The organism is Cyclobacterium sp. SOCE241 (assembly GCF_056867545.1).
This window is the reverse complement of the sequence record NZ_CP149779.1, coordinates 1,765,028-1,791,222: the sequence shown is the minus strand read 5'-3', so window position 1 is coordinate 1,791,222 and position 26,195 is coordinate 1,765,028. Positions and strand designations below refer to the sequence as shown.

General features: G+C 38.0%; 21 protein-coding genes and 2 pseudogenes. 15 read left to right on the top strand and 8 right to left on the bottom strand.

Going from position 1 to position 26,195, the window contains the following annotated elements; genetic code table 11:
• Positions 1–131 precede the first annotated feature (131 nt).
• The 7 genes and pseudogenes from WG932_RS08735 to WG932_RS08705 form a co-directional block, all read right to left on the bottom strand.
• Positions 132–1,609 (bottom strand): annotated as a pseudogene (locus tag WG932_RS08735) (aldehyde dehydrogenase family protein).
• Complete coding sequence (gene betA / locus WG932_RS08730; RefSeq protein WP_483087670.1) at positions 1,606–3,276, bottom strand: choline dehydrogenase; 1,671 nt, start codon at positions 3,274–3,276, stop codon at positions 1,606–1,608. The pseudogene WG932_RS08735 and the gene betA overlap by 4 nt, the downstream one beginning before the upstream one ends.
• 91 nt (positions 3,277–3,367) lie before the next feature.
• Positions 3,368–4,495, bottom strand: coding sequence for a PQQ-dependent sugar dehydrogenase (locus tag WG932_RS08725; protein WP_149392781.1), 1,128 nt, complete (start codon positions 4,493–4,495; stop codon positions 3,368–3,370).
• Positions 4,496–4,579: 84 nt separating this feature from the next.
• Positions 4,580–7,021 (bottom strand): annotated as a pseudogene (locus WG932_RS08720) (ligase-associated DNA damage response DEXH box helicase).
• Between the two features lie 513 nt (positions 7,022–7,534).
• Positions 7,535–7,876: a zinc ribbon domain-containing protein YjdM gene (locus WG932_RS08715; RefSeq protein ID WP_339675307.1), complete on the bottom strand. Its 342-nt coding sequence runs from the start codon at positions 7,874–7,876 to the stop codon at positions 7,535–7,537.
• Positions 7,877–8,314: 438 nt separating this feature from the next.
• Positions 8,315–9,421, bottom strand: a complete 1,107-nt coding sequence (locus WG932_RS08710; RefSeq protein WP_483087669.1) for a PepSY-associated TM helix domain-containing protein — start codon at positions 9,419–9,421, stop codon at positions 8,315–8,317.
• Positions 9,422–9,608: 187 nt separating this feature from the next.
• On the bottom strand, positions 9,609–10,610 hold the full coding sequence (locus tag WG932_RS08705; protein ID WP_483087668.1) for a 3-keto-disaccharide hydrolase: 1,002 nt from the start codon (positions 10,608–10,610) through the stop codon (positions 9,609–9,611).
• Positions 10,611–10,910: 300 nt separating this feature from the next.
• Between WG932_RS08705 and WG932_RS08700 the strand changes: the two genes are divergently transcribed.
• From WG932_RS08700 to WG932_RS08650, 11 genes are all read left to right on the top strand, one after another.
• The gene (locus tag WG932_RS08700; protein WP_483087667.1) at positions 10,911–12,239 is read left to right on the top strand and encodes a Gfo/Idh/MocA family protein; all 1,329 of its coding nucleotides are present in this window, start codon (positions 10,911–10,913) and stop codon (positions 12,237–12,239) included.
• A gap of 251 nt (positions 12,240–12,490) precedes the next feature.
• Positions 12,491–13,057 carry an RNA polymerase sigma factor gene (locus WG932_RS08695; RefSeq protein ID WP_014022808.1) on the top strand — a complete coding sequence of 189 codons (567 nt, stop codon included), beginning with the start codon at positions 12,491–12,493 and terminating at the stop codon, positions 13,055–13,057.
• Between the two features lie 129 nt (positions 13,058–13,186).
• Complete coding sequence (locus WG932_RS08690; protein WP_483087666.1) at positions 13,187–14,134, top strand: FecR family protein; 948 nt, start codon at positions 13,187–13,189, stop codon at positions 14,132–14,134.
• 113 nt (positions 14,135–14,247) lie between these two features.
• A complete protein-coding gene (locus WG932_RS08685; RefSeq protein ID WP_483087665.1) occupies positions 14,248–15,333 on the top strand; it encodes a TonB-dependent receptor plug domain-containing protein in 1,086 nt (361 codons plus the stop codon).
• An 11-nt stretch (positions 15,334–15,344) separates the two neighbouring features.
• The gene (locus WG932_RS08680; protein WP_483087664.1) at positions 15,345–16,340 is read left to right on the top strand and encodes a hypothetical protein; all 996 of its coding nucleotides are present in this window, start codon (positions 15,345–15,347) and stop codon (positions 16,338–16,340) included.
• Positions 16,310–17,410, top strand: a complete 1,101-nt coding sequence (locus tag WG932_RS08675) for a TonB-dependent receptor domain-containing protein (protein ID WP_483087663.1) — start codon at positions 16,310–16,312, stop codon at positions 17,408–17,410. Before WG932_RS08680 ends, WG932_RS08675 begins: the two co-directional genes overlap by 31 nt.
• Positions 17,407–17,706, top strand: coding sequence for a hypothetical protein (locus tag WG932_RS08670; RefSeq protein WP_483087662.1), 300 nt, complete (start codon positions 17,407–17,409; stop codon positions 17,704–17,706). Before WG932_RS08675 ends, WG932_RS08670 begins: the two co-directional genes overlap by 4 nt.
• Before the next feature lie 45 nt (positions 17,707–17,751).
• A complete protein-coding gene (locus WG932_RS08665) occupies positions 17,752–19,230 on the top strand; it encodes a RagB/SusD family nutrient uptake outer membrane protein (RefSeq protein WP_483087661.1) in 1,479 nt (492 codons plus the stop codon).
• A 26-nt stretch (positions 19,231–19,256) separates the two neighbouring features.
• Positions 19,257–20,207 carry a sulfatase-like hydrolase/transferase gene (locus WG932_RS08660; RefSeq protein WP_483087660.1) on the top strand — a complete coding sequence of 317 codons (951 nt, stop codon included), beginning with the start codon at positions 19,257–19,259 and terminating at the stop codon, positions 20,205–20,207.
• A gap of 8 nt (positions 20,208–20,215) precedes the next feature.
• Entirely contained in the window at positions 20,216–20,593 is a 378-nt protein-coding gene (locus WG932_RS08655; RefSeq protein WP_483087659.1) for a hypothetical protein, read from the top strand.
• 181 nt (positions 20,594–20,774) lie between these two features.
• Positions 20,775–21,149, top strand: coding sequence for a DUF3703 domain-containing protein (locus WG932_RS08650; protein ID WP_483088605.1), 375 nt, complete (start codon positions 20,775–20,777; stop codon positions 21,147–21,149).
• A 287-nt stretch (positions 21,150–21,436) separates the two neighbouring features.
• Here the strand turns inward: WG932_RS08650 and WG932_RS08645 are convergent, their stop codons facing one another.
• On the bottom strand, positions 21,437–23,026 hold the full coding sequence (locus WG932_RS08645) for a protein adenylyltransferase SelO (protein WP_483087658.1): 1,590 nt from the start codon (positions 23,024–23,026) through the stop codon (positions 21,437–21,439).
• A 226-nt stretch (positions 23,027–23,252) separates the two neighbouring features.
• Between WG932_RS08645 and WG932_RS08640 the strand changes: the two genes are divergently transcribed.
• From WG932_RS08640 to WG932_RS08625, 4 genes are all read left to right on the top strand, one after another.
• A complete protein-coding gene (locus tag WG932_RS08640; protein WP_483087657.1) occupies positions 23,253–23,849 on the top strand; it encodes an RNA polymerase sigma factor in 597 nt (198 codons plus the stop codon).
• Positions 23,850–24,112: 263 nt separating this feature from the next.
• Positions 24,113–25,171, top strand: a complete 1,059-nt coding sequence (locus WG932_RS08635; RefSeq protein ID WP_483087656.1) for a FecR family protein — start codon at positions 24,113–24,115, stop codon at positions 25,169–25,171.
• 151 nt (positions 25,172–25,322) lie between these two features.
• On the top strand, positions 25,323–25,658 hold the full coding sequence (locus WG932_RS08630) for a hypothetical protein (RefSeq protein WP_483087655.1): 336 nt from the start codon (positions 25,323–25,325) through the stop codon (positions 25,656–25,658).
• Positions 25,610–26,194: a carboxypeptidase-like regulatory domain-containing protein gene (locus tag WG932_RS08625; protein ID WP_483087654.1), complete on the top strand. Its 585-nt coding sequence runs from the start codon at positions 25,610–25,612 to the stop codon at positions 26,192–26,194. The genes WG932_RS08630 and WG932_RS08625 overlap by 49 nt, the downstream gene beginning before the upstream one ends.
• Position 26,195 lies beyond the last annotated feature (1 nt).

Below are 26,195 nucleotides of genomic sequence, written 5' to 3'. Positions count from 1 at the left end.
TAATAAAAGGCCTTGTGAAGTTTGATCTCCTGATTCTTTTTACTGGCGTAATAACCAATATATAGTATAATCAAGTAAAAAAAAACAGTAATGAGGATTCCTAGGGTCTTGGTGTCGATAGCTTTGTTGGGTTAATTTCCAAACCAATTTAATGGCGAAGGGTTGAAATTTTGATAGATGTGTTTGATTTCTTGAAATTCTTCTAATCCGGTATGGCCCAACTCTCTACCTAGGCCGGACTGTTTATATCCTCCCCATGGAGCTTGAACAAAATAAACATTGAAGTCATTGACCCATACAGTTCCGAAGCGAAGGGCCTTAGAAACCCTTTCCATTCTTTGAGCATCTCTGGTCCAGAATCCTGCCGACAAACCATATATGGTATCATTGGCATTTTGTACGGCTTCCTCTTCGGTGTCAAATTTTTCAATATGTATTACAGGTCCAAAGATTTCTTCTTTTACTATTGCCATTTCTTTGGTGCAGCCTACTAATAAAGTTGGCTCATAAAAAAACCATTGGCCAAGGCGGGGGAGGATGGTTGCTTACCACCGGCAATCAATTTTGCCCCTTCTGCGGTGGCATTTTTGACATGGTTAGACACCTTTTCTAGTTGGGAATCAGAAATAAGAGGCCCCATTTGGGTTTCTTTGTCCATTCCATTTCCCAGTTTAATTTTTTTAATCCTTTGCTCTAAGTGCTTTACTACTTGATCGTGGATTGGAGTTGCCACCATCACCCTAGTGCCTGCAGAGCAAATCTGACCTGCATGGAAGAAAACACCATTCAAGATAAAATCAATGGCTGTTTCCCAGTCTCCATCTTCAAATAGAATATGTGGATTTTTTCCTCCCAGTTCAAGTGCTACTTTTTTAACATTTCCTGCGGCAGCCTTCATGATTTTCTTTCCGGTGACCACTCCACCGGTAAAGGAAATCATGTCTACATCCGGATTCTCGGCAAGTTCAGCACCTATACTATGTCCCGGACCTAATACTGTATTAATAACTCCTTTGGGAAAACCGACCTTTTCTGCGAGTTCTGTCCAAAGCAAGGTTGTTAGTGGAGTGAATTCACTTGGTTTGATGACCATGGTGCAGCCGGCAGCTAAAGCAGGGGCAATTTTCCATGCTGCTTGAAGAAGGGGATAATTCCAAGGACAAATCATGCCTACAACCCCAATCGGTTCTTTTATTACCCTGCTTTGTGAATTAGGATTTGGGCTTGCAATTCCTTCCCCTTCGTTTTTGTCTGCAAGTCCACCATAATACCTAAATATTCCGGCAATATCGTCCATATCCCAAATACTTTCAACATAGGTCTTTCCTGTATTTAGGGTTTCTAATCTGGCTAATTCTTCCTTATTATCTTCAATCAGATCACCCAATGAATACACCATTCTCCCGCGTTCAACGGCAGAGAAATTTCGCCATTCACCTGAATTAAATGCAGATTTGGCACTTAGGATGGCTTTTTTAGCGTCAACTCGACCGCCTTCTGCTACAGATGCGAGAACTTGCTTGTCAAATGGATTGTAGATGGATCGTACCTCCTTGGATAAGGCTTCTTGCCAGCGACCGTCGATATATAGGTTTTTATTTTTGATCAATTGGAATGTTGATTAGGTTTCTTTTCCGGAATGTGTTTGTAAAAGGGGACTTTTTGAGGGGCTTCAGGACTGTTGCCTAGCAAAATATCAGCAGCTTTTTCAGCAATCATTAGCACCGGAGCGTAGATATTGCCATTGGTGATGTATGGCATAATGGATGCATCTACCACCGAAAGGTTTTTTAACCCATGTACTTTGAGATTCGAATCTACAACAGACATTTTATCATAGCCCATTTTAGCCGTACAACTTGGGTGGTAAGCACTTTCTCCTTCTCGGGCTACAAAATCCAAAATTTCTTCATCGGTTTCAACTCCAGGACCCGGAGACAGTTCTTTACCTCTTAATTCATCAAACGCAGGTTGATTGATAAGTTTTCTAGTACACTTTATTGCTTCCACCCATTCTTTCCTTTCTTGGGCTGTTGACAAATAATTGAATTTAATACTTGGATATTTTTCGGGGTCGGCAGATTTAATTTTCACATGCCCTCTCACATCCGTATTCATTGGCCCCACATGCAATTGGAATCCATGTCCTTCGTTTGGAGCAGAACCATCGTAACGGATAGCGATCGGCAGAAAGTGGTACTGCAAATTAGGGTAAGCCACTTCATTATTTCCCCTGATAAAACCACCGGCCTCAAAATGATTGCTTGCTCCCACACCGGTGCCTTTAATGAGCCATTCTAATCCAATTTTAGGTTGGTTATAGAATTTTAGAGAAGGGTAAAGACTTACCGGTTTTGTTGCTGCCCATTGCACGTATACCTCAAGATGATCTTGTAGGTTTTCTCCAACTCCCTTTAGGTCAGCCACTACCGGTATGCCATGTTTTTTCAAATCATTGGCATTACCAATACCGGAAAGTTGCAAAATTTGCGGCGTATTGATGGCACCTCCGCAACAAATGATTTGCCCGCCATTTGCCACTTCCTTTTTACCACTTTTTAAATAAGCCACTCCTGTAGCGGTGTTGCCCTCAAATAAGATTTTGCTTACGGTAGATTTCAGATGAATGGTAAGGTTTTTACGGTCTTTTATCGGATGTACGTATGCTCTAGCAGCATTCCATCTTTTACCTTTGTAAATGGTTGCATCAAACTTCCCAAAACCCTCTTGTTGATAGCCATTGACATCGGATGTCAGCGGATAACCTGCTTCTTGAACAGATTCAAAGAAAGCCTTGAACAAGGGGTTGTCACACTTGGGTGTTGTCAAATAGAGGGGTCCTTTGTCGCCTCTGTAGCTGTCTCCCCCAATCAGACGATTTTCTAAGCGCTTGAAATAGGGCAAGCAATGTGAATAGCTCCAGTTTTCCAGGCCTTTTACGTTGGCCCATTTTTCATAATCCATGGCATTGCCACGGATAAAAATCATTCCATTGATTACACTAGAACCACCCAAAACTTTGCCACGTGGTTGAAAGATTTTCCGGTTGTGCATAAATGGCTCCGGTTCAGATTCATAACCCCAATTGTAAAAATCATTGGTAAGTGGATAGGTGAGGGCAGCAGGCATTTGAATCCTAAAATCCCAACCATGGTCAGGCCTGCCTGCTTCAATTACCAGCACCTTATTGGAAGGGTCTTTACTTAATCTGTTGGCAAGAACACTGCCAGCAGAACCACCGCCAATGATTATGTAATCATATTTTACTTTTGACATTCTTTATTTTAGGACAGTTGACTTGTCTAAAAAGTAATTGCTGCCAAATTGTTCTTTTAGCAGCAATTACAAAGTTTCTAACAATTTAATTTTACTTCCCTTTGGGAACGATCTTTACAATTCCTTTGCCGTCTATGCCGGCATATATGATACCATCAGGGCCTAAAACAACATTTCTTACGCGTCCTAAACCATCAATGATTTTTTCTCTTTTGGTAACTTTATTGTTTTTAATTGTGAGTTTTTCTAAACGACTAAACTTCAAAGAACCTACCAAAAGGTCTCCCTCCCAAGCAGGGTATTTACTATTCGTCACATAGGCAAAACCACTTGGAGCAATGGATGGAACCCAGTAATAAAATGGTTGTTCCATTCCCGGTTTTGCTGTTTCTTCGGACAATATTGTTCCGTCATAATTGATACCATAGGTGATTTCAGGCCAACCATAATTGGCGCCTTCCTTTACGATATTGATTTCATCACCTCCTTGTGGGCCATGCTCATTTACCCAGATTTTCCCGGTTTTTGGATGTAAAAACATTCCCTGCGGGTTTCTATGACCATAAGAGTAAATGGCTTTCTTTGCTCCGGATTCATTGTAAAAGGGATTGTCTTCAGGTACTCTTCCGTCATCATACAGCCTGTAAACTTTTCCGCCATCACGAGTAATATCTTGCGGGTTTTCAAATTTAGCCCCTCTTTCTCCAATGGTAAAAAACAAGTAACCATCTTTATCAAAAGCTATTCTTGAGCCAAAATGCTGACCAGCTTCAGAATTTGGACTGGCTTTATAAAGCCTTTCAAAGTTAACCAACTGGCTGCCTTCTAATTTGCCTCGACCAATGGCAGTATGAGAACCTTTTCCGGTACCCCTTGCAGAAGCATAGGAGATGTAAACCAATTTGTTATTTTTGAAATCAGGGTGCAATACAACATCCAATAATCCACCTTGGCCTTTTGATGAAATTTCAGGCAAGCCTCCGATTTTCGTTTTTTGACCATTTTTAAAATGGATCAATTCACCGGATTTTTCTGTAATAAGCATGCTTCCATCCGATAAAACTGCCAATCCCCATGGGATATTAAAGCCTTCAACAACTGTTTCAATGTCGTAGGCATTCCATTCCGGATCCGTTACTTCGGGGCCATTGGGTGGTGTTTGACCCAAGCAGGTCATAAATGAACTGATCACCAAAAAGGTAACTAATAAAGATTTCATAAAGGCTAAATAAATAATGGGATATAATTAATTTAATTGGAATATTGTAGCGAATTTAAATTTAATAATGCTCCAAAACAAGTTTTAATCCAGCAGTTCAATCTGTAATTTTAGTATTCTATCGGTGAGATTTTCCGAACTTATAGTGTTTCTACTGAGGCGGTCAACCATAATAGGAAAGGCAAAAGGAGTTATTTTTTTGTTTTAATTAGGTGAATCTCACTTTTATTGATCCGGTCTATTACCTTAAAAAGCCTGTTTTTTTCCATTTGAATTTGTATTACTTCTTCTCTGGCTTGGGCCAAAAGTAAATTGTCAGCATCATAAGTCTCAAATACTCCATACAAAATCCCGGAACTGGCTTGTAGGTGCCTTGTGGGTATATTTTTCCCAGGGTACCCCTGAAAAACCAATCCGGCAATGGCTGCAATTTCTCTAAAGCGTCTCTTGCCCATTTCCGTTTCATTGATGCTAGCAAACAAATCATCCATTAGATTTTCTGTTCCGAATAAATCTTCCTCCAAGCTTTCCTCAATTGGTATCGGGCTATCCGAGAGCAACTCAAAACCATAGTCGTTCATGGCTATGCTAAGGCTTATAGGATTACTGACACTAATTCTGTAAGCGACTAAGGCCGCTAATACTTCATGGACAAAACGTCCCTCAAAAGGAAAAATAAAAACATGATACCCTTCTCTACTTTTACATTCTTCTATGAGAAGTGAATCTTGATCCGGTATCCTCGATAAAGCACTTTGTAGCTTTAAAATGGGCTGAATGGTTTTTAATTCAATGGCATCCAAATTGTTTTTGGATGCATTTTGCAATTCATCTCTGATCATTTCCGATAACCTTGATGATAGGGGCATTCTTCCTCCCATCCAGCGAGGAATGGTTCCTGTCTTCTTTTTTGACCTCCTTACCAATGCTTTCATTTCCTTGATTTTTACAAATTCTAGGTTACGACCCGCAAACCAAAAAGCATCTCCAGGCTTTAACTTGGCAATAAAGCTTTCCTCTACTGAACCTATGTACCCACCTGTAATAAATTTAACCTGAATCATAGGGTCACTTACAATGGTGCCCATAGACAATCGGTGACGCATGGCAATTTTTTTATCAGTGACGCGATAAAGTCCATCCGTCATTAAGTTTATTTTCGAAAATTCTTTATAACTGCCAAGGGCCTTTCCACCCACTGTTACGAAATCTAACATCCACTGAAATTCCTCTCGCGATAGGTTTCGGAAAGCATAGCAATTTCTTAGAATAAGGTAGGCTTTCTCCGGCTTGAAACCCTCACCCAGTGCGAGTGTGACCAAAAACTGAAGACCAACATCATAACAGGCTTCCATGGGGATTTGGTCTTCAAACGCTTCATTATTTATGGCCTTTCTCAATGCGCTTGCTTCTATCAATTCCAAGGAATGGGTAGGAACAAAATACACCTTACTTACAGCCCCCGGAGAATGGCCTGAACGGCCAGCCCGTTGGACAAATCTGGTAACTCCCTTTGGACTTCCTACCTGTATCACCGTGTCTACAGGCCTAAAATCCACTCCAAGATCTAAACTGCTTGTACACACCACAAGTTTTAACTTTTTTCGTGCAATGCCGTCTCTACCCATTCTCGGACTTGAGGGTCTAATGATCCATGGTGCATGGCCATAGTTCCAGCCCATTCCGGCTTGGTTTCCAGAATTTTTTGGTACCAGATTTCTGTTTGAGACCTTGTGTTGGTAAAGAGCAATAAACTTTGACTTTTTTCAATAATGGGAATAATTTTGGGTAATAATTTTATACCTAGATGACCAGCCCAAGGGTATTTTTCCACTTCATCAGGAAGGATTGAGGCTACCTTTATTTTCTTTTTAATTTTACTTCTTATAATTAATTTTGGAGTGCTAGGGCCTAATAAAACACCATGTGCCTGAGACAGGTTACCGATAGTTGCAGAAATTCCCCAAACTTTAAATTTTAAGCTGGCAATGGTCTTTAAATATTCAATGGCTAACTGTACCTGCACACCACGTTTATTGGCCAAAAGTTCATGCCATTCATCTACAACTACAGCTTTTAGGTTACGGAAAAGCTCTTGATTTTCTTTTTGAGCGATTAATAAATGTAAACTTTCAGGAGTGGTTATCAAGCATTCAGGCATGGCTCTTTTTTGTTGCTGCCTCTGGGATGCCGTGGTGTCACCATTTCTAACAGCAATTCGCCAAGGTAATCCTGTTTCAAGACATACCTCTTGCATGGCTTGACATAGGTCTTGCGCAAGAGCCCGTAATGGGGTAATCCATATCACTTGTAAACCATTTTTTCTCTTTTTTTCCAACTGTCTGGGTATTGATTGACATACTCTTTTAATATGGGTATCCATAAGGCCATGGTTTTCCCACTCCCGGTAGGAGCATTTAAAAGGCCGCTTTTCCCTTCAAGATAACTTTTTAAACAATCCTTTTGGAAGTCATAAGGTTTTCTGTTTTTAAAAGTATACCAATTATTTACCCAATCATTGTTCATATGTTAAACACCGGAAAATAAGAATTTATAAAAATGTTGATTGTCTTCATTCATTTTAAACCGGGTTATGAAATAGTACTAGGGTTTTAAATGATTTTAGAACCTGAAGAAAGTCTATTGCATAATTCGGCTTTAAGAATTTAACGATAATTCCTTCCTGTTAAGTCTTAGGAAATTTACCATTTAATATAAACTCAATCTAAAAGTATTTGTTTCCCGGAGGGAACATTCTTGTTAAGGCAAAAATCAAGCATTTTTTGTTTTTTTTAAAGAACCCAAGGTCTGTTTGAGCTAATATAGAGAGATAATTCTATGAAAAATTAAAGTTCGGGATATTTAGCATTGTTTATCATTGCTAAATATCCCGAAAATGATGTCAATTAAAAAATGGATTATCTGAAGGGATTCAAACCTAAACCTTAGAGAATTTAAAGTGGATTAATTGGGTCAACAATCCATTGAATCTTAATAAGTAAATGTCTCTATATTAAAAACTCAAAGTTGTAGCATTGCTTATCCTTTTTTCACAAATTCAGATTTTAAAGCCATGGCTCCAAATCCTGTAATCTTACAATCAATATTATGGTCTCCATCCGTTAAACGAATGTTTTTTACTTTGGTGCCAGCTTTTATGGGTTGAGGATAACCTTTCACAGGTAAGTTTTTCAATACAATTACAGTGTCTCCATCCACGAGAATATTTCCATTGGCATCTTTAACTTCAGTACCTGAATCCTCAACTTGGGTTTCTTCAGGGTTCCATTCATGTCCACATTCGGGACAAGTTAGGAGCGGCCCCCCGGTGGAATAAACAAATTCAGATTGACATTTAGGGCATGGTGGGAATTGTGACATTTTTTATTAATTATAGTTTCAGCGCAAATAAGGAATTTTTTTGAACAGGTGATCGTGAAGGCTTACAAATTGGTCCCCGTGTAGGCAATTTAAATAAAATCTAATCTAGGTTATAAGTCAAAAAAATAGTCATTTCATTAATTTTTAATGCCGAATTTTTTCATTCGGGTCCGTAGGGAGTGGTAATATCTAAAGAAAAATCAGGTTTTTTGGAGACTTAATTATGGCATTGGTAATTTGAAGTCGAAAATTAAAGTAGAGCGACGTGTATTGAAGTAAATTCTTCAAGTAATAGAAGAGCTGAACCGTATTTCCGGTTAAATATCCTTTGCATTGACAAGTAATACATGTAAATATGGGTAATAAAAGGGGGTAATTGGTGGATTATCAAATTAATAACACCAATGTATTTTTTCAGAGATTGATTTTAATTCTTGTTCAAAAAGATTTCTTTCCTTTTTTATTTTTACCATACCAGAAGATAAACCCGGTTATCGGTAATGAAGCCCCGATCAAAGAAGCTAGGAATACCAAAATTCTTCCGGGGAGGCCTAGAATACTGCCAAAATGAATGTCATAAACCATCCCATTGATTGTTTGGAAAGTACTATTGTCCTTAGACAAACCATTCTGAAAATTACCCTGAATTGGTTGGCCACTGTATTGGTCATGGAAATAATGATCAATTGCATTTAAGCCTTTATTAGGTTGAATCACCGTAAGGTTTATAGCCTCATCTTTTTTATGAGGGATACCGATGCGAACATAAGATTTAGGGAAACTTTTGTGGTATTGAGCAATTAAGGAATTTAAAATATCATCCTTATTTAATTGTTCGGTTTTTTCGGGTAGGGTGGATTTTGGGCTTTCGTAGGTAATATTACTTTCTCCACTAACTGCTTTTGTTACTTCCTTTACTGATTCAAATCCCCAAAAAACACCGGTCAACACACTGAAAATTAGGATCCATGTAGCATAAAATCCGAGGATATTGTGCAAGTCATAGTTGAGTTTTTTGGGAGAAACAGCCCATTTTATTTTGAATTTATCTTTTTTAGGCAAACCCTTAATTGGCCACCACATGACCAAACCGGAAATTAACATAGGCAGTGCCAATAAAGTAACCCAGTGTACAATTTTCCTTCCAAAATCCCCTAAGAGCAAATTTCTATGCAAGTTTTTTAGATGATTTAACCAACCTTTCTTCATGTCTTGCAAGTGGATAATTTCTGCATTATATGGATTAAGTTGAGCTAAATAGTATGTGCCGGGAACATAAAGCAAAACCTCAATACTGCTGCCACTATCTCGGTATAGAGCCGTACGAAAATCTCCTTCCGGAAATGAGGATTGTAAACTTTTTTTTATGTCCGAGATGGAGATAAAAGGCTTTTCTTGGACCGCTACTTTATGTTTGTAGATGACCCTGCTAATTTCAGGTTCCCAGGTATATAGTGCACCGGAGAGGGCTATGATGAAGAAAAGAAATCCTGTCCCTAAGCCAATTATTAGGTGTATTTTGGCGAGGAATTTTCTGATTGGCATTGATGGAAATTTTATAAAATAGGTGATTACATTACTAGCATTAAATGTAGAAAAAATATTTATAAAATTTTTGTGTTTAGGTGTGTATAATGAGGTAAAAGTCCGGATTGACCAAATTATGGGCAATCCGAACATTTAATTTAGAAATATTCTTAAGAGAATAAATAAAAAAAGGAAATGTTATGGTCTATTTATGAACCGGGGTTAAAACAATGTTTTTATAGCTTACATTACCATGGTCACCTTGTAAATATATAGGTCCGGGAGCAAGAACATCTGCACTCATGGCTCCTCCTGTTGGGCCCCAAGCAGGCTGATTGTCTATGATTGTTTTTCCATTTAAAACAACTGTTACATGTCGATCCACAAGGGTGATGTCCATGGATTGCCATTCCCCAGCTGGTTTTTCAGCAGCTTGGCTTGGTTGGATGCGGCTGTAAAGAGCCCCCATATTATGAGAATCCAAAGGCTTTCCATAAGAATCAACCACCTGAATTTCATAAATTCCTCTCAGGTAAACTCCGCTGTTATTCCCTTTGGGGACATTTACCTCAAGTTTCAAGTTAAAATCATTAAATTCTTCACTTGTCCTAATATTACCATAGGATATATGTTTGCCATTTTCGGGTTGAACGGGGTCATTGACCAAGATGCCATCCTCCACCTTGAATCCGTTTTTTTGTTTGGGGTTCATTAACACCCACCCACTCAAGTCTTTCCCATTAAATAAGGCTATGGGCTTGCCATATTTCACCTTGGAAAGATCCGGTTTAGCAGGCATTTCAGGCATTCTTTTTCCTGTGAAATTAGCGATATATTCACTGTCTCTCCTAGGACCTGACATGGTTCCTTTTAATTCATCCCCATTTTTTTCAATCCTTAAAGTATGGGTAATTGTATGCGTTCTATGATCAGTTTTTTTGGATTGATTTGTTCTCGTAACCACCAAAGTGTTTTCGTTGGCTAAATACACATGAGATACCGGCAATACACTACCGCCTATCCACAACAATTCAGCATCTAGAAATCCTTGGTCCTCATTTACATAAAGCCATCCCACTCCTCCGCCTTCAATCTGAAGTCCCCACTTTCCAAGAAATGGGTTAGCCTTTTGGTTCCTTGGTAGGTTACTAGCAAAAATGCCGGTAGTTATAAAAAAAAATAATACTGAGCTTATAATTGTTTTCATTTTGAGTTATTGTTATTGGTTTCATTCATTTTATCGATAATATATTGAATGTAAAAATTTATTTTTACTCTAAACTTCTTTTTGGAGTAAATGCATTTGTAAGTCTTTAAATCAATAAAAAATAAGGAGTTAATAAAAAGCAAAATATATCAATCAAGATGGAAAGAGTGGATGTTTTTTGTTGGATTGTTTTATAAAATAGGTGTGTAACAAAATAAATATGTGAAATTATTTATATCTTCAATCATAATGTCGGTTAGTTCAGGTTTTACAAGGTAATAAATTTTTAACACGATAGGTATGAGACAATCAAGAAGAGATTTTTTAAAAAAGAGCAGTGCCTCGGCAGCAGGTTTGGGTTTAATAATACCTGATTTTTCATTTTTTCGTAAAATTTCTCCCAATGAAAAAGTGAACATAGGTTTAATTGGGGCCAGGAATAAGGGGTATAATATTTTGAGTCATATGATGGAAACTGGTCAGGTAAACTGCCTTGGTATCTGTGATGTGGATCGGAATATACTGGAAAAAAGAATAGAGGATGTAAAGAAGTCTTTCGGGCAAATTCCAAAAGGATACGGTGATTTTAGGAGATTACTGGAAGATGATGCAATTGACGCTGTAATTATTGGTACCCCCGATCATTGGCATTGCTTGATCATGGTACTTGCCTGTCAGGCAGGGAAAGACGTTTATGTGGAGAAACCACTGGCAAATAGCATTGAGGAGTGCAATTTAATGCTTGCAGCCGCTAGGAAATACAACAGGGTCGTTCAGGTGGGGCAGCAGCAGAGGAGTGGTGAGGTTTGGAACAGCGCTATGGCTCATATTCATTCCGGTGGAATCGGAGTAATCAAGCGAGTCAATGTATGGGCTAATTTTCCTTATGGTATGGGTGCATCTAAAGTTCCTAATGAAACCATTCCAAAAGGTTTGGATTATGATTTTTGGCTGGGTCCTGCATCAAAAAGAACCTATAATCCCAATCGGGTGCATGGGAATTGGAGACATTTTTGGGATTATGGTGGTGGTTTGATGACAGATTGGGGAGTGCACCTTTTGGATATGGCACTTTGGGCCAAAAATATACAACAGGAACCAATGTCCGTAATTGCTTCCGGTGCCAATTATAATCTTGCATCCTATTGCCGAGAAACCTATGAAATAATGGATGTTAGTTACCCAATGGAGGATTATTTCATTCATTGGACGCATACTGCCGGCCTTGCCATTGGGCCTTATGAAAAGCCGTATGGTGTAGAATTCATCGGTGACAAAGGTGCAATTATTGCTGATAGGGGGGACTGGAAAATCTTACATGGGAATAAGGATGAAAGTGAAGAGGCAAGCAAACTGGCTAAGGCAAATTTTAATTTCACCGGAAAAAGCGCAATGGAAATACATGTGTTAAATTTTTTAAGAGGAGTAAAAGAAAGAATTGCTACAAACTGTCCTGTTGAAATTGGTAGAAATGTTGCCCTTTATGCGCATATGGGTAATATAGCTGTGAGAACAGGTGAGAATGTGCTAGAGTGGAACACTAAATTAGGCAATTTTAAAGGAAATAGTAAGGGGAATTCCTTGATTCAATCTGAATATCATGGGGGATGGGAACTTCCATCTGTTTAACCCAATTATAAGTAGCTTACTTTGAAATTTGCAGTGGTTTTGGAGGTGTGTTTTTAAAATGATCAGTAGCCTAAAAGGTTTTGTTGGATTACTATCTTTCAGGTATTCAAGGGTGTATTAAATTTCGGAACGAGGTTTTGTTTGTACTCGTTGTTCTCCAATTGTTTGAAATTCAGTAATATAAAAATCTTTATTTGAATTATGCATTAAATTCTTTTAATTAGCGTATTACAAGTTATCATAACCCAAAATTGACCAAAATAACATTCTATAATGACCGAGAACTTCTGCGGTTGATAATGGAACATCAAAACCACGGTGCTTTTGAAGTTCTCTATCAACGGCATTTTGATTCCATTTATCGGTATGTATTCAAAGTAATGCAAGATCGGGAGACAGCTGAGGACGTCGCTCAGAATATTTTTATTTCGCTTTGGAAAAAACCACCAACCTTAACATATACTAGCCTACTTCCTTACTTATTTGGAGCAGCAAGAAATCAGATTTCCAAAGAAATACGAAAAAACAAATGGAACCGGGAGCAACTAGACTATATTGAAAATAGTATAGGAATATGTTCCACGGATGAATATTTAGAAGAAAAAGATACCCGTTCACTATTGGAAAATGCAGTCGAGAAACTACCAAAGAAGTGTAGAAATGTTTTCGAGCTAAGCAGGTTTGGTTATCTAAGTAACAAACAAATTGCAAAGAAGCTGGGAATTTCAGTTTTTACTGTTGAAAACCACATTAAAAAAGCATTGTATCATTTAAGACAATCCTTAGAGCTTGTAGTTATACTTATTTTTAGCTGGTAGTAAATTTACTTTTTATTTCAGCTTGAATAATTTTAATTGTCCTATAGAATAAAAAATAGATTTTTTTACCACCACACTAGCTGATCTTTTGGGTTTGAGGTACTCTACTGTATAACCCTTTGGTATTTTATGCAAATTAGGCAATTATTTAACTGGGCAAATAAGTATAGGAAAGCTAAACCTTCGACCAAGGAAAGGAAAGCATTTGATTCGTTTTTGGATGATTTGGCAAAGCTGGGAAAGGATCCTAATCCAATAGATTTGGAAAAATCTAAAACGAGGGTTTGGGAAAATTTAAAAAAGGAAAGCCAAAACGAAAGGTCTGTAAGACAATTAATTCCTGTTTTAAGAAAAGTAGCGGCAATATTTTTACTCTTTTCTATGCTTGGTTTGCTCATTTATCACACAATGGACAAAGTTGAGCAACCTATTCTTTTGGTGAAAAACACAGGAGAAGGTATGCGGTCCATGGTGACTTTGGTAGATGGAAGCACTGTTAGACTCAATGAAAACAGCAAGCTTGAGTACCCTAAAGATTTTGCGGATGATAATCGAGTGGTGTATTTAACAGGAGAAGCATTTTTTAAGGTAACGCCCAATACCAATAAACCATTTAAAGTGGTGATGGATTCTTCTGAGATTACAGTATTAGGGACATCATTCAATATAAATACCCATAAAAATACTGAGGTAACTGTCGCAAGTGGTAGGGTGAAGGTACAGGATAAAATTTCCAATAAAGACGTGGTATTAGATCAAGGGCAGCAAGCTTTATTGAGGGCATCAGAAATTCAGGTAAAGGAAGTCAACCCCGATTATTATATAGGGTGGCATACACGAAAATTAGAGTTTGAGGAAGAATCTATTGCTTCGGTCTTTTCGATTTTGGAACGGGCCTATGGTGTAAATATTGAATTAATAATGCCGGATGGGGATATTGACTGTGCGATCACAGGTGCCTATTCCGGAGAGCGAATAGAGACAATACTATTGGGATTTCGACATATTTTAGATTTTAGTTATCAAACGGATATTGAAACCAAAACGATAATAATAAACATGAATAAATGTAAATAATAACTATGGAATAAAAGAAAAAAATGATCCAGAAACTGCTGGAACAGTCCTGGATCATACTTAAAACACTCATCAATTAACTAACCCGAAAAGAATTTTAAGCATTTAAAATTATGGAAATTAATTTACTAAAACTATTGATCATGGCATCAAAGAGGCTTCTGTATGCCTTCCTTGTTCAGGTGATTGCAATGCAATTTATTATGGCTACCCCTTCAAAGAGTCAAAATTTGGAAGATGTAGGGTTAAGCATAAGCGTTCAGTCCAAAACCTTTGAAGAGGTATTGGGTATAATCCAAGAAAAAACCCTATTTAACTTTACTTATAATCAGAAGGTGGGTAGTATAGAAAACCAGTTTACCTTTTCCTTTCAGGAAAGTAATCTAAAGGAAGTACTACAACACCTTGCACAGCTTACGGCATTTGAATTCAAAAGGGTAAACAATACCATCTATGTAAAGCCTGGACTTTCTCCGGAAAATATGGTGGTAGAACTTTCACATCAACCTGCGGCAGTAAATGATGCTGTGGATGCATACATTCCTATAGAAGGTACTGTAGTTGATGAAGAGGGGAATCCTATACCCGGCGCCACAGTAATCATAGAAGGAACAACCAATGGGACTGTTACAGATATTGACGGTAAATTTATTCTTGATGTAGGGCAAGGAAACGTAATCAAGGTTTCCTTTATCGGTTACAAGAGTCAATCCATCACTGTTGGTAACCAAACGGTATACGAAATCACCTTAATTGGAGATCAAGCGGCACTTGAAGAAGTGGTAGTGGTGGGATATGGTACCCAAAAGAAAGAAGATGTAACCGGTGCTGTGTCATCTGTTAATCAAGAAGCGATTAAAAATTTACCTGTGTCATCCTTGGACCAAAAAATGGTAGGCCAGGTAGCCGGGGTTCAAATCCAGCAAGTTTCCGGTGCTCCTGGCGCAGGAACCTCAGTTAAAATTCGAGGAAGTGGTTCTCTTGGAGCAGGTAATGAGCCACTGTATGTTATAGATGGGATGCCTTACTCTTCAGGGATGAACCAAACCCTCAATCCATTGATGTTTATCGATCCTAATAATATTGAGTCCATTACCATTTTAAAAGATGCCTCATCAACAGCCATCTATGGTTCAAGAGGTGCCAATGGAGTGATTATGATCACCACTAAAAGGGAGAATTTGAACAGACCAATATAAACTTCTCTTCTATGGTAGGGGTTCAGCAAGTTCCCCAAAAAGGACGGCCTCAGTTATTGGATCAACGGGAATTTGCGGAATTTCAGAGAGACAGAATAGATATAGGGGTTAGGCAAACAGAAGGCAGAGAACCCACCTTGTCCGATTACCCGGAAGAATATAGAGATTTGGAAGCTTTGTCGGGCCGGGGAACAGATTGGTATGACTTAGTCTTGCAAACTGCGAAAATTCAAGACCATAACTTCAGTATGCAGAAGGGTACCAAAGATTCTAAAATAAACTTTAGCTTGGGATATTTCAAGCAGGAGGGTGTGCTAAAACATACCGGTATAGAAAGGTTTAGCAGTAATTTAGGAATTGAAAGTAATGTGACCAATAAGCTCAAGATTGGTGCTACTATTCAACCGACCTTTATCAAACAGGATCGGGCCAGTACTAATCTAAATAGGAATGATATTTTGGGAGTGAGTATTTGGGCAAATCCAATTTCTACCCCTTATGACGCAAATGGAAATTTGAAACCTTATATCGTCGCCCCTCAGAGTCGGTTTCATTCTGCTTGGAGCTTTGTAAATCCTTTGTTTGCTTTGCAGGAGATCAAAATGCAGCAAAACACTTTTCAAAACCTTGGTTTGGCATTTGCTGAACTTGAGATATTGCCAAATTTAAGGTTCAGGTCGTCACTTAATACAATTTTTGAAGTATCAAAATACGAACAATACATTCCTAGTACAATAGGCGCTTCAAATAGGCCTCCAACAGCCGGTACCGGTGCGTCAAGCAATTCTCGAAGCAATAGCTTTGATTGGCTGATTGAGAATACATTGAATTATGACTTAAATAAAGGTGATCACAGAATTAATGCCCTGGTGGGGTATACTACCCAAAAGTTTACCTCCAATACTATTTCTTTGGGAGCAAGTCCTTTTCCAAACGACTTAATTACTACGATCAATGCTGCACAAAGTATTACCAATTGGGGGAAGCCATCAATGATTGGAGCATGATATCCTATTTGGGAAGGGTCAATTATGCGTTTAGAGACAAATATTTATTGACAGCTACTTTTAGGTCAGATGGATCATCACGCTTTGGAGATGAAAATCGATTTGCCATGTTCCCTTCCCTTGCGGCAGCTTGGAGGGTTTCTGAAGAAGACTTTTTTCAGAATATCAATTGGATGGATGAATTTAAGATTCGAGCAAGTTATGGTAAAAGTGGGAACAATAATATAGGTAATTATGCCCATCTTGCCTCGATAAGCGCAGGCTCTTATGTTTTTGGCAACAATCAGGTGACAGCTTCCTCTGTAGGCTTGTCTAATCCTTTCCTAACCTGGGAAGAATCCAATCAGTTTGACCTAGGACTTGACTTTCAATTTTTAGACAGTAGGTTAAGTCTATTGGTAGACTTGTACAGAAGAGAAAGTAATAATATGCTTCTCAATGATGTTATTCCTACCATAACAGGCTTTAATTCTCAAACAATTAATCAAGGAAATGTAAGAAATATGGGGCTGGAAATTGCCTTGGGTGGATCCCCTTTTGTAGGGGCATTTAACTGGGACATCAATGCAAATATTGCCTTCAATAGAAACAAGGTTATTTCTTTGAATGACAATACAGTACGAATATTGGCAGGTAATAATGATGGAAACCCTACACATGTGTCTGTAGTGGGTAAGCCTATTGGGCAGTTTTATGGATTTGTATTGGAAGGTGTGTATACACCGGAAGATATGGAGAATCCTGACATCGTTAAAACACCACAAGTCTATGAAGGGAATGTTAAATACCGAGATGTTAACGGAGATGGTTTGATCAATGATGTGTTGGATTATACCATTATCGGTAATCCCCATCCGGATTTTATTTTCGGTTTAACGAACAATTTTGCTTATAAAAATATTGACCTAGGTTTGATTATTAATGGGCAGAGTGGAGGTCAGGTAATGAATGGATTGCGCCAAACGACAGATAACCTTCAAGGTTTTTTTAATGTGGATGAAGATTGGGTAAACCGTTGGAGAAGTACTGAAAATCCGGGGATGGAATTCATTCCGGCATACCACAAGTGAGGCCAAGTTGGGGGCATAGGGTTTCCACACTTTGGGTTGAAGATGCATCTTACCTAAGGATTTCAAACCTAACATTAGGTTATACCTTGCCAAGTAAAATAATGGAGCGTTTGAAGGTAGTGAAGGGTTCGAGGATATACATGACCGTTCAAAATTTGGCCATGTTTACCAACTATAAAGGGGCAAATCCTGAAGGGCAAGCAGCCAACCAGAACAATACCTTAGTCCCAGGATTTGACATGACATCCTATCCACTGTCGAGAACCACATCGATAGGCATCAATCTATCTTTTTAAACGCAATTCTAATTAAAATTCAGCGTCACAAAAAAATAATCAGACATGAAAAAGCTATTATATATACTTGTCTTTTTGGGAATGAGTGCCTGTTCAGAGGATTTTCTGGAGATTTTCCCGGAGACCACTTTAAATGAGGGCAACTTCTATCAGACCCAAGAGGAATTTATACTTCTTGCCAATGGATGCTATGTACCAATGAGGGATTATGAGAAGGATTTACATTGGGTATTGGCAGAATTGATATCAGACAATACGAGTTTTCAGTACAATATCAGGACCGGAGAAGCGGTAAGAGGAGTTATTGATCAATTTATTATTACTTCAGACAATAGAGGATATGCTCAATTTTGGGATGGTTCATATAATGGAATTACCAGATGTAATAAATTATTGGCTGAAATCGATAGGGAAGGTGTCACCTGGACCGATCAAGCTTATAAAGAAAGGTCCACAGCCGAAGCCTTGTTTTTACGTGGGCTTTACTACTTTAACCTTGTAAGGCAGTTTGGTGGCGTACCTTTGGTGATAACACCTATTACTGCACAAGAAGCAGTTAATATTGATCGGGCTACCGAGGAACAAGTTTATCAACAAATCATAAATGACCTTGAAAGTGCTGTGAACCACTTCTCCAATGCTACTTCTGTGGATGAGGATGGCAGAGCGAATAAATATGCAGCTCAAGCTTTATTAGGTAAAGTGCAGCTCACTTTAAAAAATTATGGTGCCGCAGAAAGTAGCTTAAAGGCGGTAATAGATGCCAACCAATATAGCTTACTTCCAAATTATGCTGATCTATATGATCCGTCTAATCCCGACTTCACTGAAACTCTATTTTCAATACAATATTCAGAGAATAACAGAGAGCTATCCAATAGGTTTATCTTTATGTTTGCTCCTTGGAGCTCTGAAGGTGAAATCACCAATAGACCTAATATAAGTATGGTATCTGCAGGTTGGAATATCCCCACCCGCGACCTTATCATGGCGTTTGAAGAAGGAGATAATAGGAAAGCAGTATCAATTAATACCTGGACGGGGCCGGATTGGGATGGAGAAATAAGAGAATTGTCATATATTGGAAAGTTTAAACCACCTGTTTCAGCTCCTGATGATCGCTGTGGGGACAATATGCCGGTGTTACGTTATTCCGATGTATTATTGATGTATGCAGAGGCCTTAAATGCTCAAGGTAGAACTGGTGAAGCCATTCCTTTTGTAGAAATGGTAAGGAACAGGGCAGGTTTAACCGAACCGCTACAGGGATATAATCAAGAGAGTTTGCAGGACTTGATATTGAAAGAACGTCAGGTAGAATTCTGTTTTGAAAACCAAAGGTGGTATGACCTTAAGAGAACGGGCAAAGCTTTGGAAGTAATGGCTGCACATGGCCAAAGGGAAAAAGAAATGAAGTCTTTCCTTTTTGATGCATCCTTTGATGTGGCTAACTATAAGCTGTTGGCTCCTATACCGGCAGAACAAATCTTAATCAACCGGCTGGAACAGAATTCAGGTTATTAATTTTAGAAAAACCAAAATAATTAACAATGAAAAAAACAAGTAGGACTCGTCCTTTAAAGTGGGCATTTATAATGTTCATTTTGATGTCAGTTACAATATTGACATCCTATGCCCAAGAAGAAAAACCCAATATAATTTATATCTTATCCGATGATCAAGCGTGGAATGATTATGGTTTTACTGGTCACCCACATATTGAAACACCGAATATTGACAAATTGGCTGAGGAAGGCCATACCTTCACTCGGGGTTATGTGACCGCCCCACTATGCAGTCCTTCATTGGCAAGTATAATAACTGGTCTTTATCCTTATCAACATGGGATCACCGGGAATGATCCAGAATTTAATTTTGAGGGTAAGCGATACAGCAATGATTGGCAAATCGCCAGGTCTCGACTTTATAAAGACTATTTAGATGAATTTCAAAAACACCCTACCATCCCAATGATTCTTAAAAAATTAGGATATTTATCATTTCAAGCCGGAAAATGGTGGGGTGGAAACTATAAAGAAGGAGGGTTTACACATGGTATGACCCACGGTGATCCAAGCCGAGGTGGAAGACATGGAGATGTAGGCCTAAAAATTGGACGTGAAGGAATGGATCCTATATTTGATTTTATGGATCAAGCAATCGATGAAGACAAGCCCTTCTTTGTATGGTATGCACCATTTTTGCCTCATTCTCCCCATAATCCACCGGATTCTTTGCTTCAAAAATACTTGCCATTGGCTCCAAGTCAATCTGTAGCTTCATATTGGGCAATGTGTGAATGGTTTGACATCACCATTGGTCAGCTTTTGGATAGGGTAGAAGAAAAGGGGCTTTCAGAGAATACCTTAGTGGTATTTGTTACTGACAATGGATGGATTCAAGATCCTGATACTCCTAATAAATTTGTGAAGGGGTCCAAGCAGGCTCCTCAAGACATGGGAATAAGAACTCCTATTATTTATAAATGGCGAAAAAAATAAAGCCTAAGATGGATCATTCTAATTTGGCAAGTAGCATCGATATGGCGGTAACCACCATGGCGGCTGTAGGGCTGGATCCGCATCCTAATATGCAAGGAATTAATATAATGGATAAAAAAGCCTTGAAAAATAGAAAGGAAATCTACAGCATGGATTTTGCTCATGATATGAAAGGTGTTGAGGTACCGGAAAAGACTTTGGAAAGTAGAATTCTTATCACCAGTCCTTGGAAAATTATTGTACCGGGAGTAGCCAATGAGGACACCCAAGAAGTAATGTTGTACAATATCTTAAAGGACCCTCTTGAAGAAAATAACCTGGCGGAGAAACATCCTGAGGTGGTGGCAAAACTTACTGCTTCACTGAATAAATGGTGGAACAAATAATTGTCATTAGGAAAGGGAATCATACCCTTTCCTATTTTTTTGGTTTACCTTATTTTATTGGTAGACCGATATGAGTTAAATGGAGTAAATGGCATTACCTTAGGATATGGCCATGTTAAGTAAAATTAAAAACTATTAAGGTTTTATTGCCGTTTGAAATTTGTAACCACCTATGTATGATATGAAATTTTACACTTCTATGCCTTCAGATTTAGCGCCTTATTTTAATGAAGCACTTGAAAGTTACAGAATGGAATTTGCAGCCGGTCATCTTGGCAAAGCCTGGAAACATCTGGAAAATGCCCACATAATAGGCCAAAGGTATCCTTATTCTCACTCCTCTGTCCATTGGAAAATGCTTTTGTTTGGGATAAGAATTAAAAGTAAAAAGGAGATAATCGGTCAAATCCCCCGTTTGGTATTCGGAGTAGTAAAATCTTTTGTGGGAAAAGTTCCTTTAGGTAATCCCGGTGGCGCTAATGTCCCTGCTTTAAAATCATTTCCAATCGAGAAAAGCTTACAGGAGATCTTTAAAAAAAGCGGAGTAAATCTATAATCTTGAAGCCGAAGAGAAATATAACAAAATTAATTATTCTAAAATCATAAGGTTTTTTAGAAAGTGTATTACTTTTTTGTCAGACATTTCGCAGGGCTTTAACAAATCTTGCTTATTGGTTATATAATAATTTAAGCTAATAAAATTCTTTCCTCCCAATTCTCTGGCATAAATTTTAATGCTGTTACCCCTATTGAAATCGGCTCTTGTTAGCCCATATTTTTTATTTTCATAAATTACCTCCGAATACCCGATTGGTAATTTATATATACGATCCAACAACATAATTATGAACTGCAGGAAAGCATGGAACAACCTACTTTATGCCTCGCCCATTCAGGTCGTTTGGCAAACCATTTTTCCTGATCGGCTTGTTCTGAATAAGGGTTTTTCAATAGGTCAAACAATTCCTCCAATAGGCCATAATTTCCATTTTCTGCATCATCAATCGCCAATTGAGCCATGTAATTCCGAAGTACATATTTCGGGTTAACTAGGTTCATGTTTTTCTTTCGCTCGATGTCAGATAAAGATTCTTCTTGCAAACGGTTTCCATAAAATTGGAACCAAGCTTGCCAATCTTCTCGCAGGCTCGATGATAACTCAGAAGGAGTGTAGAAGGCTTCCATTACCTGTTCTAAACCATTTGAGGTGTCGGCTTTCTCTATTTTACTTAGTAACCTGAAAAATATTGTCATATCTGTTTCTGCTTCCTGCAATAGCCTTTCCAATTCTTGAATTAAAGCAATGTCTTTCCCTTTTTCTGTGGTTAAACCAATTTTCTCCCGCATCATTTGAACCATTGCTTTTGGAAAACCTGATCTGTATTGATCCAGAGCATCTTCCAAAGGTGCTACTTCTTCAATTAAAGGGTACAATGCATTGGCCAATTGATATAAATTCCATAGACCAATATTGGGTTGGTTTCCATATCGGTATCTCTTTTGGTGTAGGTCTGTAGTATTGGGTGTCCAACCTTCTTCGAAACCCTCTAGCCAACCGTAAGGACCATAATCTATAGTCAAGCCTAAAATTGACATGTTGTCTGTATTCATTACACCGTGAACAAAACCCACCCTTTGCCAATGCACAATTAGGGCTAACGTACTTTGCACCACCTCATTGAAAAAAGCTATATAAGTCTCTTTTGAAGGAGTCCCTAAGTGCGAGAAATGATGTTTTATGGTAAAGTCTACAAGGGTTTTAAGTGTGCTGGTGTCTTGGCGGGAGGCAAAAAGTTCATAATTTCCAAAACGTAAAAAACTTGGTGAGACTCGGCTGACGATAGCTCCTTTTTCATAGGCGGGATTTCCATTGTACAACACATCTCGCATCACTTTGTCACCGGTTAAGGCTAGAGACAAAGCCCTAGTGGTAGGTACTCCCAAGTGATGCATTGCTTCACTGCAAAGGTATTCGCGAATGGAAGAGCGCAAAACAGCAAGCCCGTCTGCTGTTCTCGAATAAGGTGTCGCTCCCGCACCTTTAAGCTGTACCACCCATTTCTTTTCCTTATGCACTACTTCAAATAAATTGATAGCTCTTCCATCACCCAATTGCCCTGCCCAATTTCCAAACTGATGACCACCATAGCTCATGGCATATGGTTTGGTTTTATCCAGAACAGAATTGCCTGTAAAAACTTTTAGAAATTCAGTGGATTTACTGTCTTCTATTGTTAATCCCAGATTATCCAACATTTCCTTTGAAACATGTATCAGTTTAGGTGCTGCGGTTGGACTTGGATCTACATAAGAAAAACATGCATCTGTAACCTGTCGCCGTTGTTTCCCCATAATAGGGTCTTCAGGTAATTCACTTGTAAAAGTATCTTGAATGTTAAGCTTCATTTCTTGGTCAAATATTTTATCCTTCATTACCTGGTCTCTGAATTGGTTCAGGAGCCATTAATAAGGTTTTGTATTCCTTTATTCAAACAGTATTATCTCTAAAGTAGTTCTTTTTTTATTATTAGCGAGAATTGTGAGTTGTTGAAAATAGGTTTAACACAGGTTTAAAAGGTTTTTTATCCTGATAAATGGATAAAGTGTTGGATTTAATTATAGATTGAGTATTTTTGAAGAGCTTAATAGACCCGAAATATTGAATAATTATACCCACAAGACTGAACTTCTGGCACTTTTGAAGAAAGGTGATATGGTAGCTTTCGATGCCATCTACAATAGGTATTGTCAAAAACTCTACAGATTTGTGTTTCGGTATTTGAAGCAAAAAGAAGATGCAGAGGGAATAGTTCAGGAAGTGTTTATTAAAGTTTGGGAGACAAGAGAAAAAATAGACCTTTACCAATCATTTGATTCTTTTCTTTTTACAATTGCCTACAATGCTACCATAAGTCTTCTTCGAAAAAGAATGACCGTTTCCAAGTCCAAAGAGTTTCTGAGGAATGACCAGGAAATAAGCAGCTCAGATTATATCATTAATGAAATTCATTACAAAGAACTTAAGGCCAATGTAGAGCAATTATTGAGTCAATTAACGCCGAGGCAACAGGAAATTTATCGATTAAGCAGGGAGAATGGATTCAATCACGCAGAAATTGCGCAAAAATTAGGGATTTCATGTAATACAGTAAAAAACCATTTGGTATCTGTTTTAAAATTTCTGAGAGCTAAATTAAACAATGATTTAACCCTTAATATTTTTTTATTTGCTTTTTCTTTAGCCCCTGTAAATTAAAAAGATTAGTTTACTCTGCCCATTCCACGATAAAGACAAGTAGGTATATTGCCAGTCATGGTAACTTGGACAATATTATTTTTTCTCAGTTCTACTCAAATATATGACTTTAAAATAAAAGGTTATAAAGTATTTTTTGTTCTCTCTAGTCCCTGAAATTCAGTCATGCGTATTACTATTATGAGCGGATGTAAAATTAAATTTTATTTTGTTCTTAAAATAGAATAGGTTACTTACTTCACTTTGGTATTAGCTTCGGTTGAATGGATAGAAAGATATTTAATAATTACATAGACAATAAGTGTACTGAAGAGGAGTATGAAGTTATCTCTAAGTGGATAATTTCGGGCAAAGATAAGGAGAAGATTAAAGGTTGGTTACGAGAAAGTTGGCAAAATTTAGCTGTAGAGGATAGTTTGGAACCTTCAGTTGATTTTCAGGCGATTCTGGATAAGGTTCATCATGAAATAAATCTTAAAAACCTACCTCAAGAGACCAAGGATAATAAAATAAATAAAATCAAGGGATGGTACAGAAAAATGGCTGCTACTTTATTGCTTCCACTTATTGGAACTCTTGGTGTATTATTGATTAAGGATTTTTATCAGGAACAGAATTATTTTAAAGTAAAACCCGACGAAATAGAGATAATTGCACCGATAGGAGCTCGAGTTTTTGTTCAATTGTCAGACGGAACTGAGGTTCATTTAAATTATGGGAGTAGCCTAAAATATCCCAGAATTTTTACAGGGGATAAAAGAACAGTTAGTCTGAAAGGAGAAGGGTTTTTTAATGTCGCCCACGACCCGGAAAACCCATTTATAGTCCACACTTCCAATCTTTCTATTAAAGCTTTGGGAACTTCCTTCAATGTATCTGCTTACCCCAATGATAATTTTGTCTCCGCTACACTAAAAGAGGGAAAGGTTGTCCTTGAAAAAAATAGTAAGCAAAAGGAAGACCTCATTCTTGGGAAGATGGTGCCGGGCCAGCACGTAAGGTTGGATAAGGCTACGGGTAGATTGAGATCTTCCAAAGGCAATATAGAACGGTATTATGCTTGGAAAGATGGGAAAATGGTATTTGAAAATGCCACTATAGGAAGCATTGCAGATAAGCTCGGTAGGAAGTTTAATGTAGTCTTTGATATTTCTGAGGAGATTAAAGACTTAACCTATACAGTAACACTTGAGGACGACCCATTGGAAGTTATTCTAGATCTTATGAAGGAGGTTACTGCTATTCGTTATACCATTTACCCCAGAAAAAAAGCAGCTGACGGCAGCTTTTCCAAACAAAAAATAAGCATTGAAAAGCGATGAAATATAATTATAAAACTAGCTATAAATGAAAAAAACAGATGCCTATGATGAAGACCTATTACTAATAAGCTAGCATGCTAGCATAAAATTAATTAATGATAAACCATTTAAAATTACCCAAGGTAATTTTAAATCCTAATACTTTAAGAGTATGAAAAACAATAACCAAAATAATAAAGAAAAGGATAAGCCCGGCATAAATAGGGCATTTAGGGTCATGAAATTAACCATGTTTTTGCTGGTCTTTTCTGTGATAACCGTTCTTGCCGAAAAAACCTATTCCCAGACCGAAAAGCTAAATTTGGCTTTTAATAATTATGAAATTAGGGAGGTGCTTCATGACATAGAAGCACAAAGTGAGTACTACTTTATGTTCAGTGAAAAAATCGTGGATGTAAAAGAAAGATATCCATCGATGCAAAAAATGAATCAATTGATGTGGTGTTGGATAAAATGTTTTCCGGAACCAATGTGGAGCATGCGGTAAGGGATCGTTACATAATTTTGACAACCAATGAAATTTCGGGTAACAACATTTTGGCCCAGGAGGAAAAAGTTATATCAGGTACAGTTACAGGTGAAGACGGGGAAACAATTCCCGGAGTCAATGTCATTGTTAAAGGGACCGCTATCGGAGCAGTTTCAGATCTTGATGGTAAGTATACAATTCAAGTTCCAGATGAAAACTCTATACTGATTTTTAGCTATTTGGGTTATGCTCCCCAAGAAGTAGAAGTAGGGAACAGGTCGGTGATTGACTTGGTGCTGACGGCAGATATTGCATCTTTAGAAGAAGTAGTGGTTGTCGGTTATGGTACTGCCAGAAGGAAAGACATTAGTGGTGCAGTGGGTACGGTTAAACTGGAAGATTCTGAATTGGCTTTGTCGGCCTCCAGTAATGCTTTACAATCCTTGCAAGGCACAGTGGCCGGTGTAAATGTTGCGCCACAAACTTCTCCGGGATCCACTCCCGGAATCTTAGTTAGGGGCAAAATTCCATTAATGGCTCAAATTCACCTTTAAT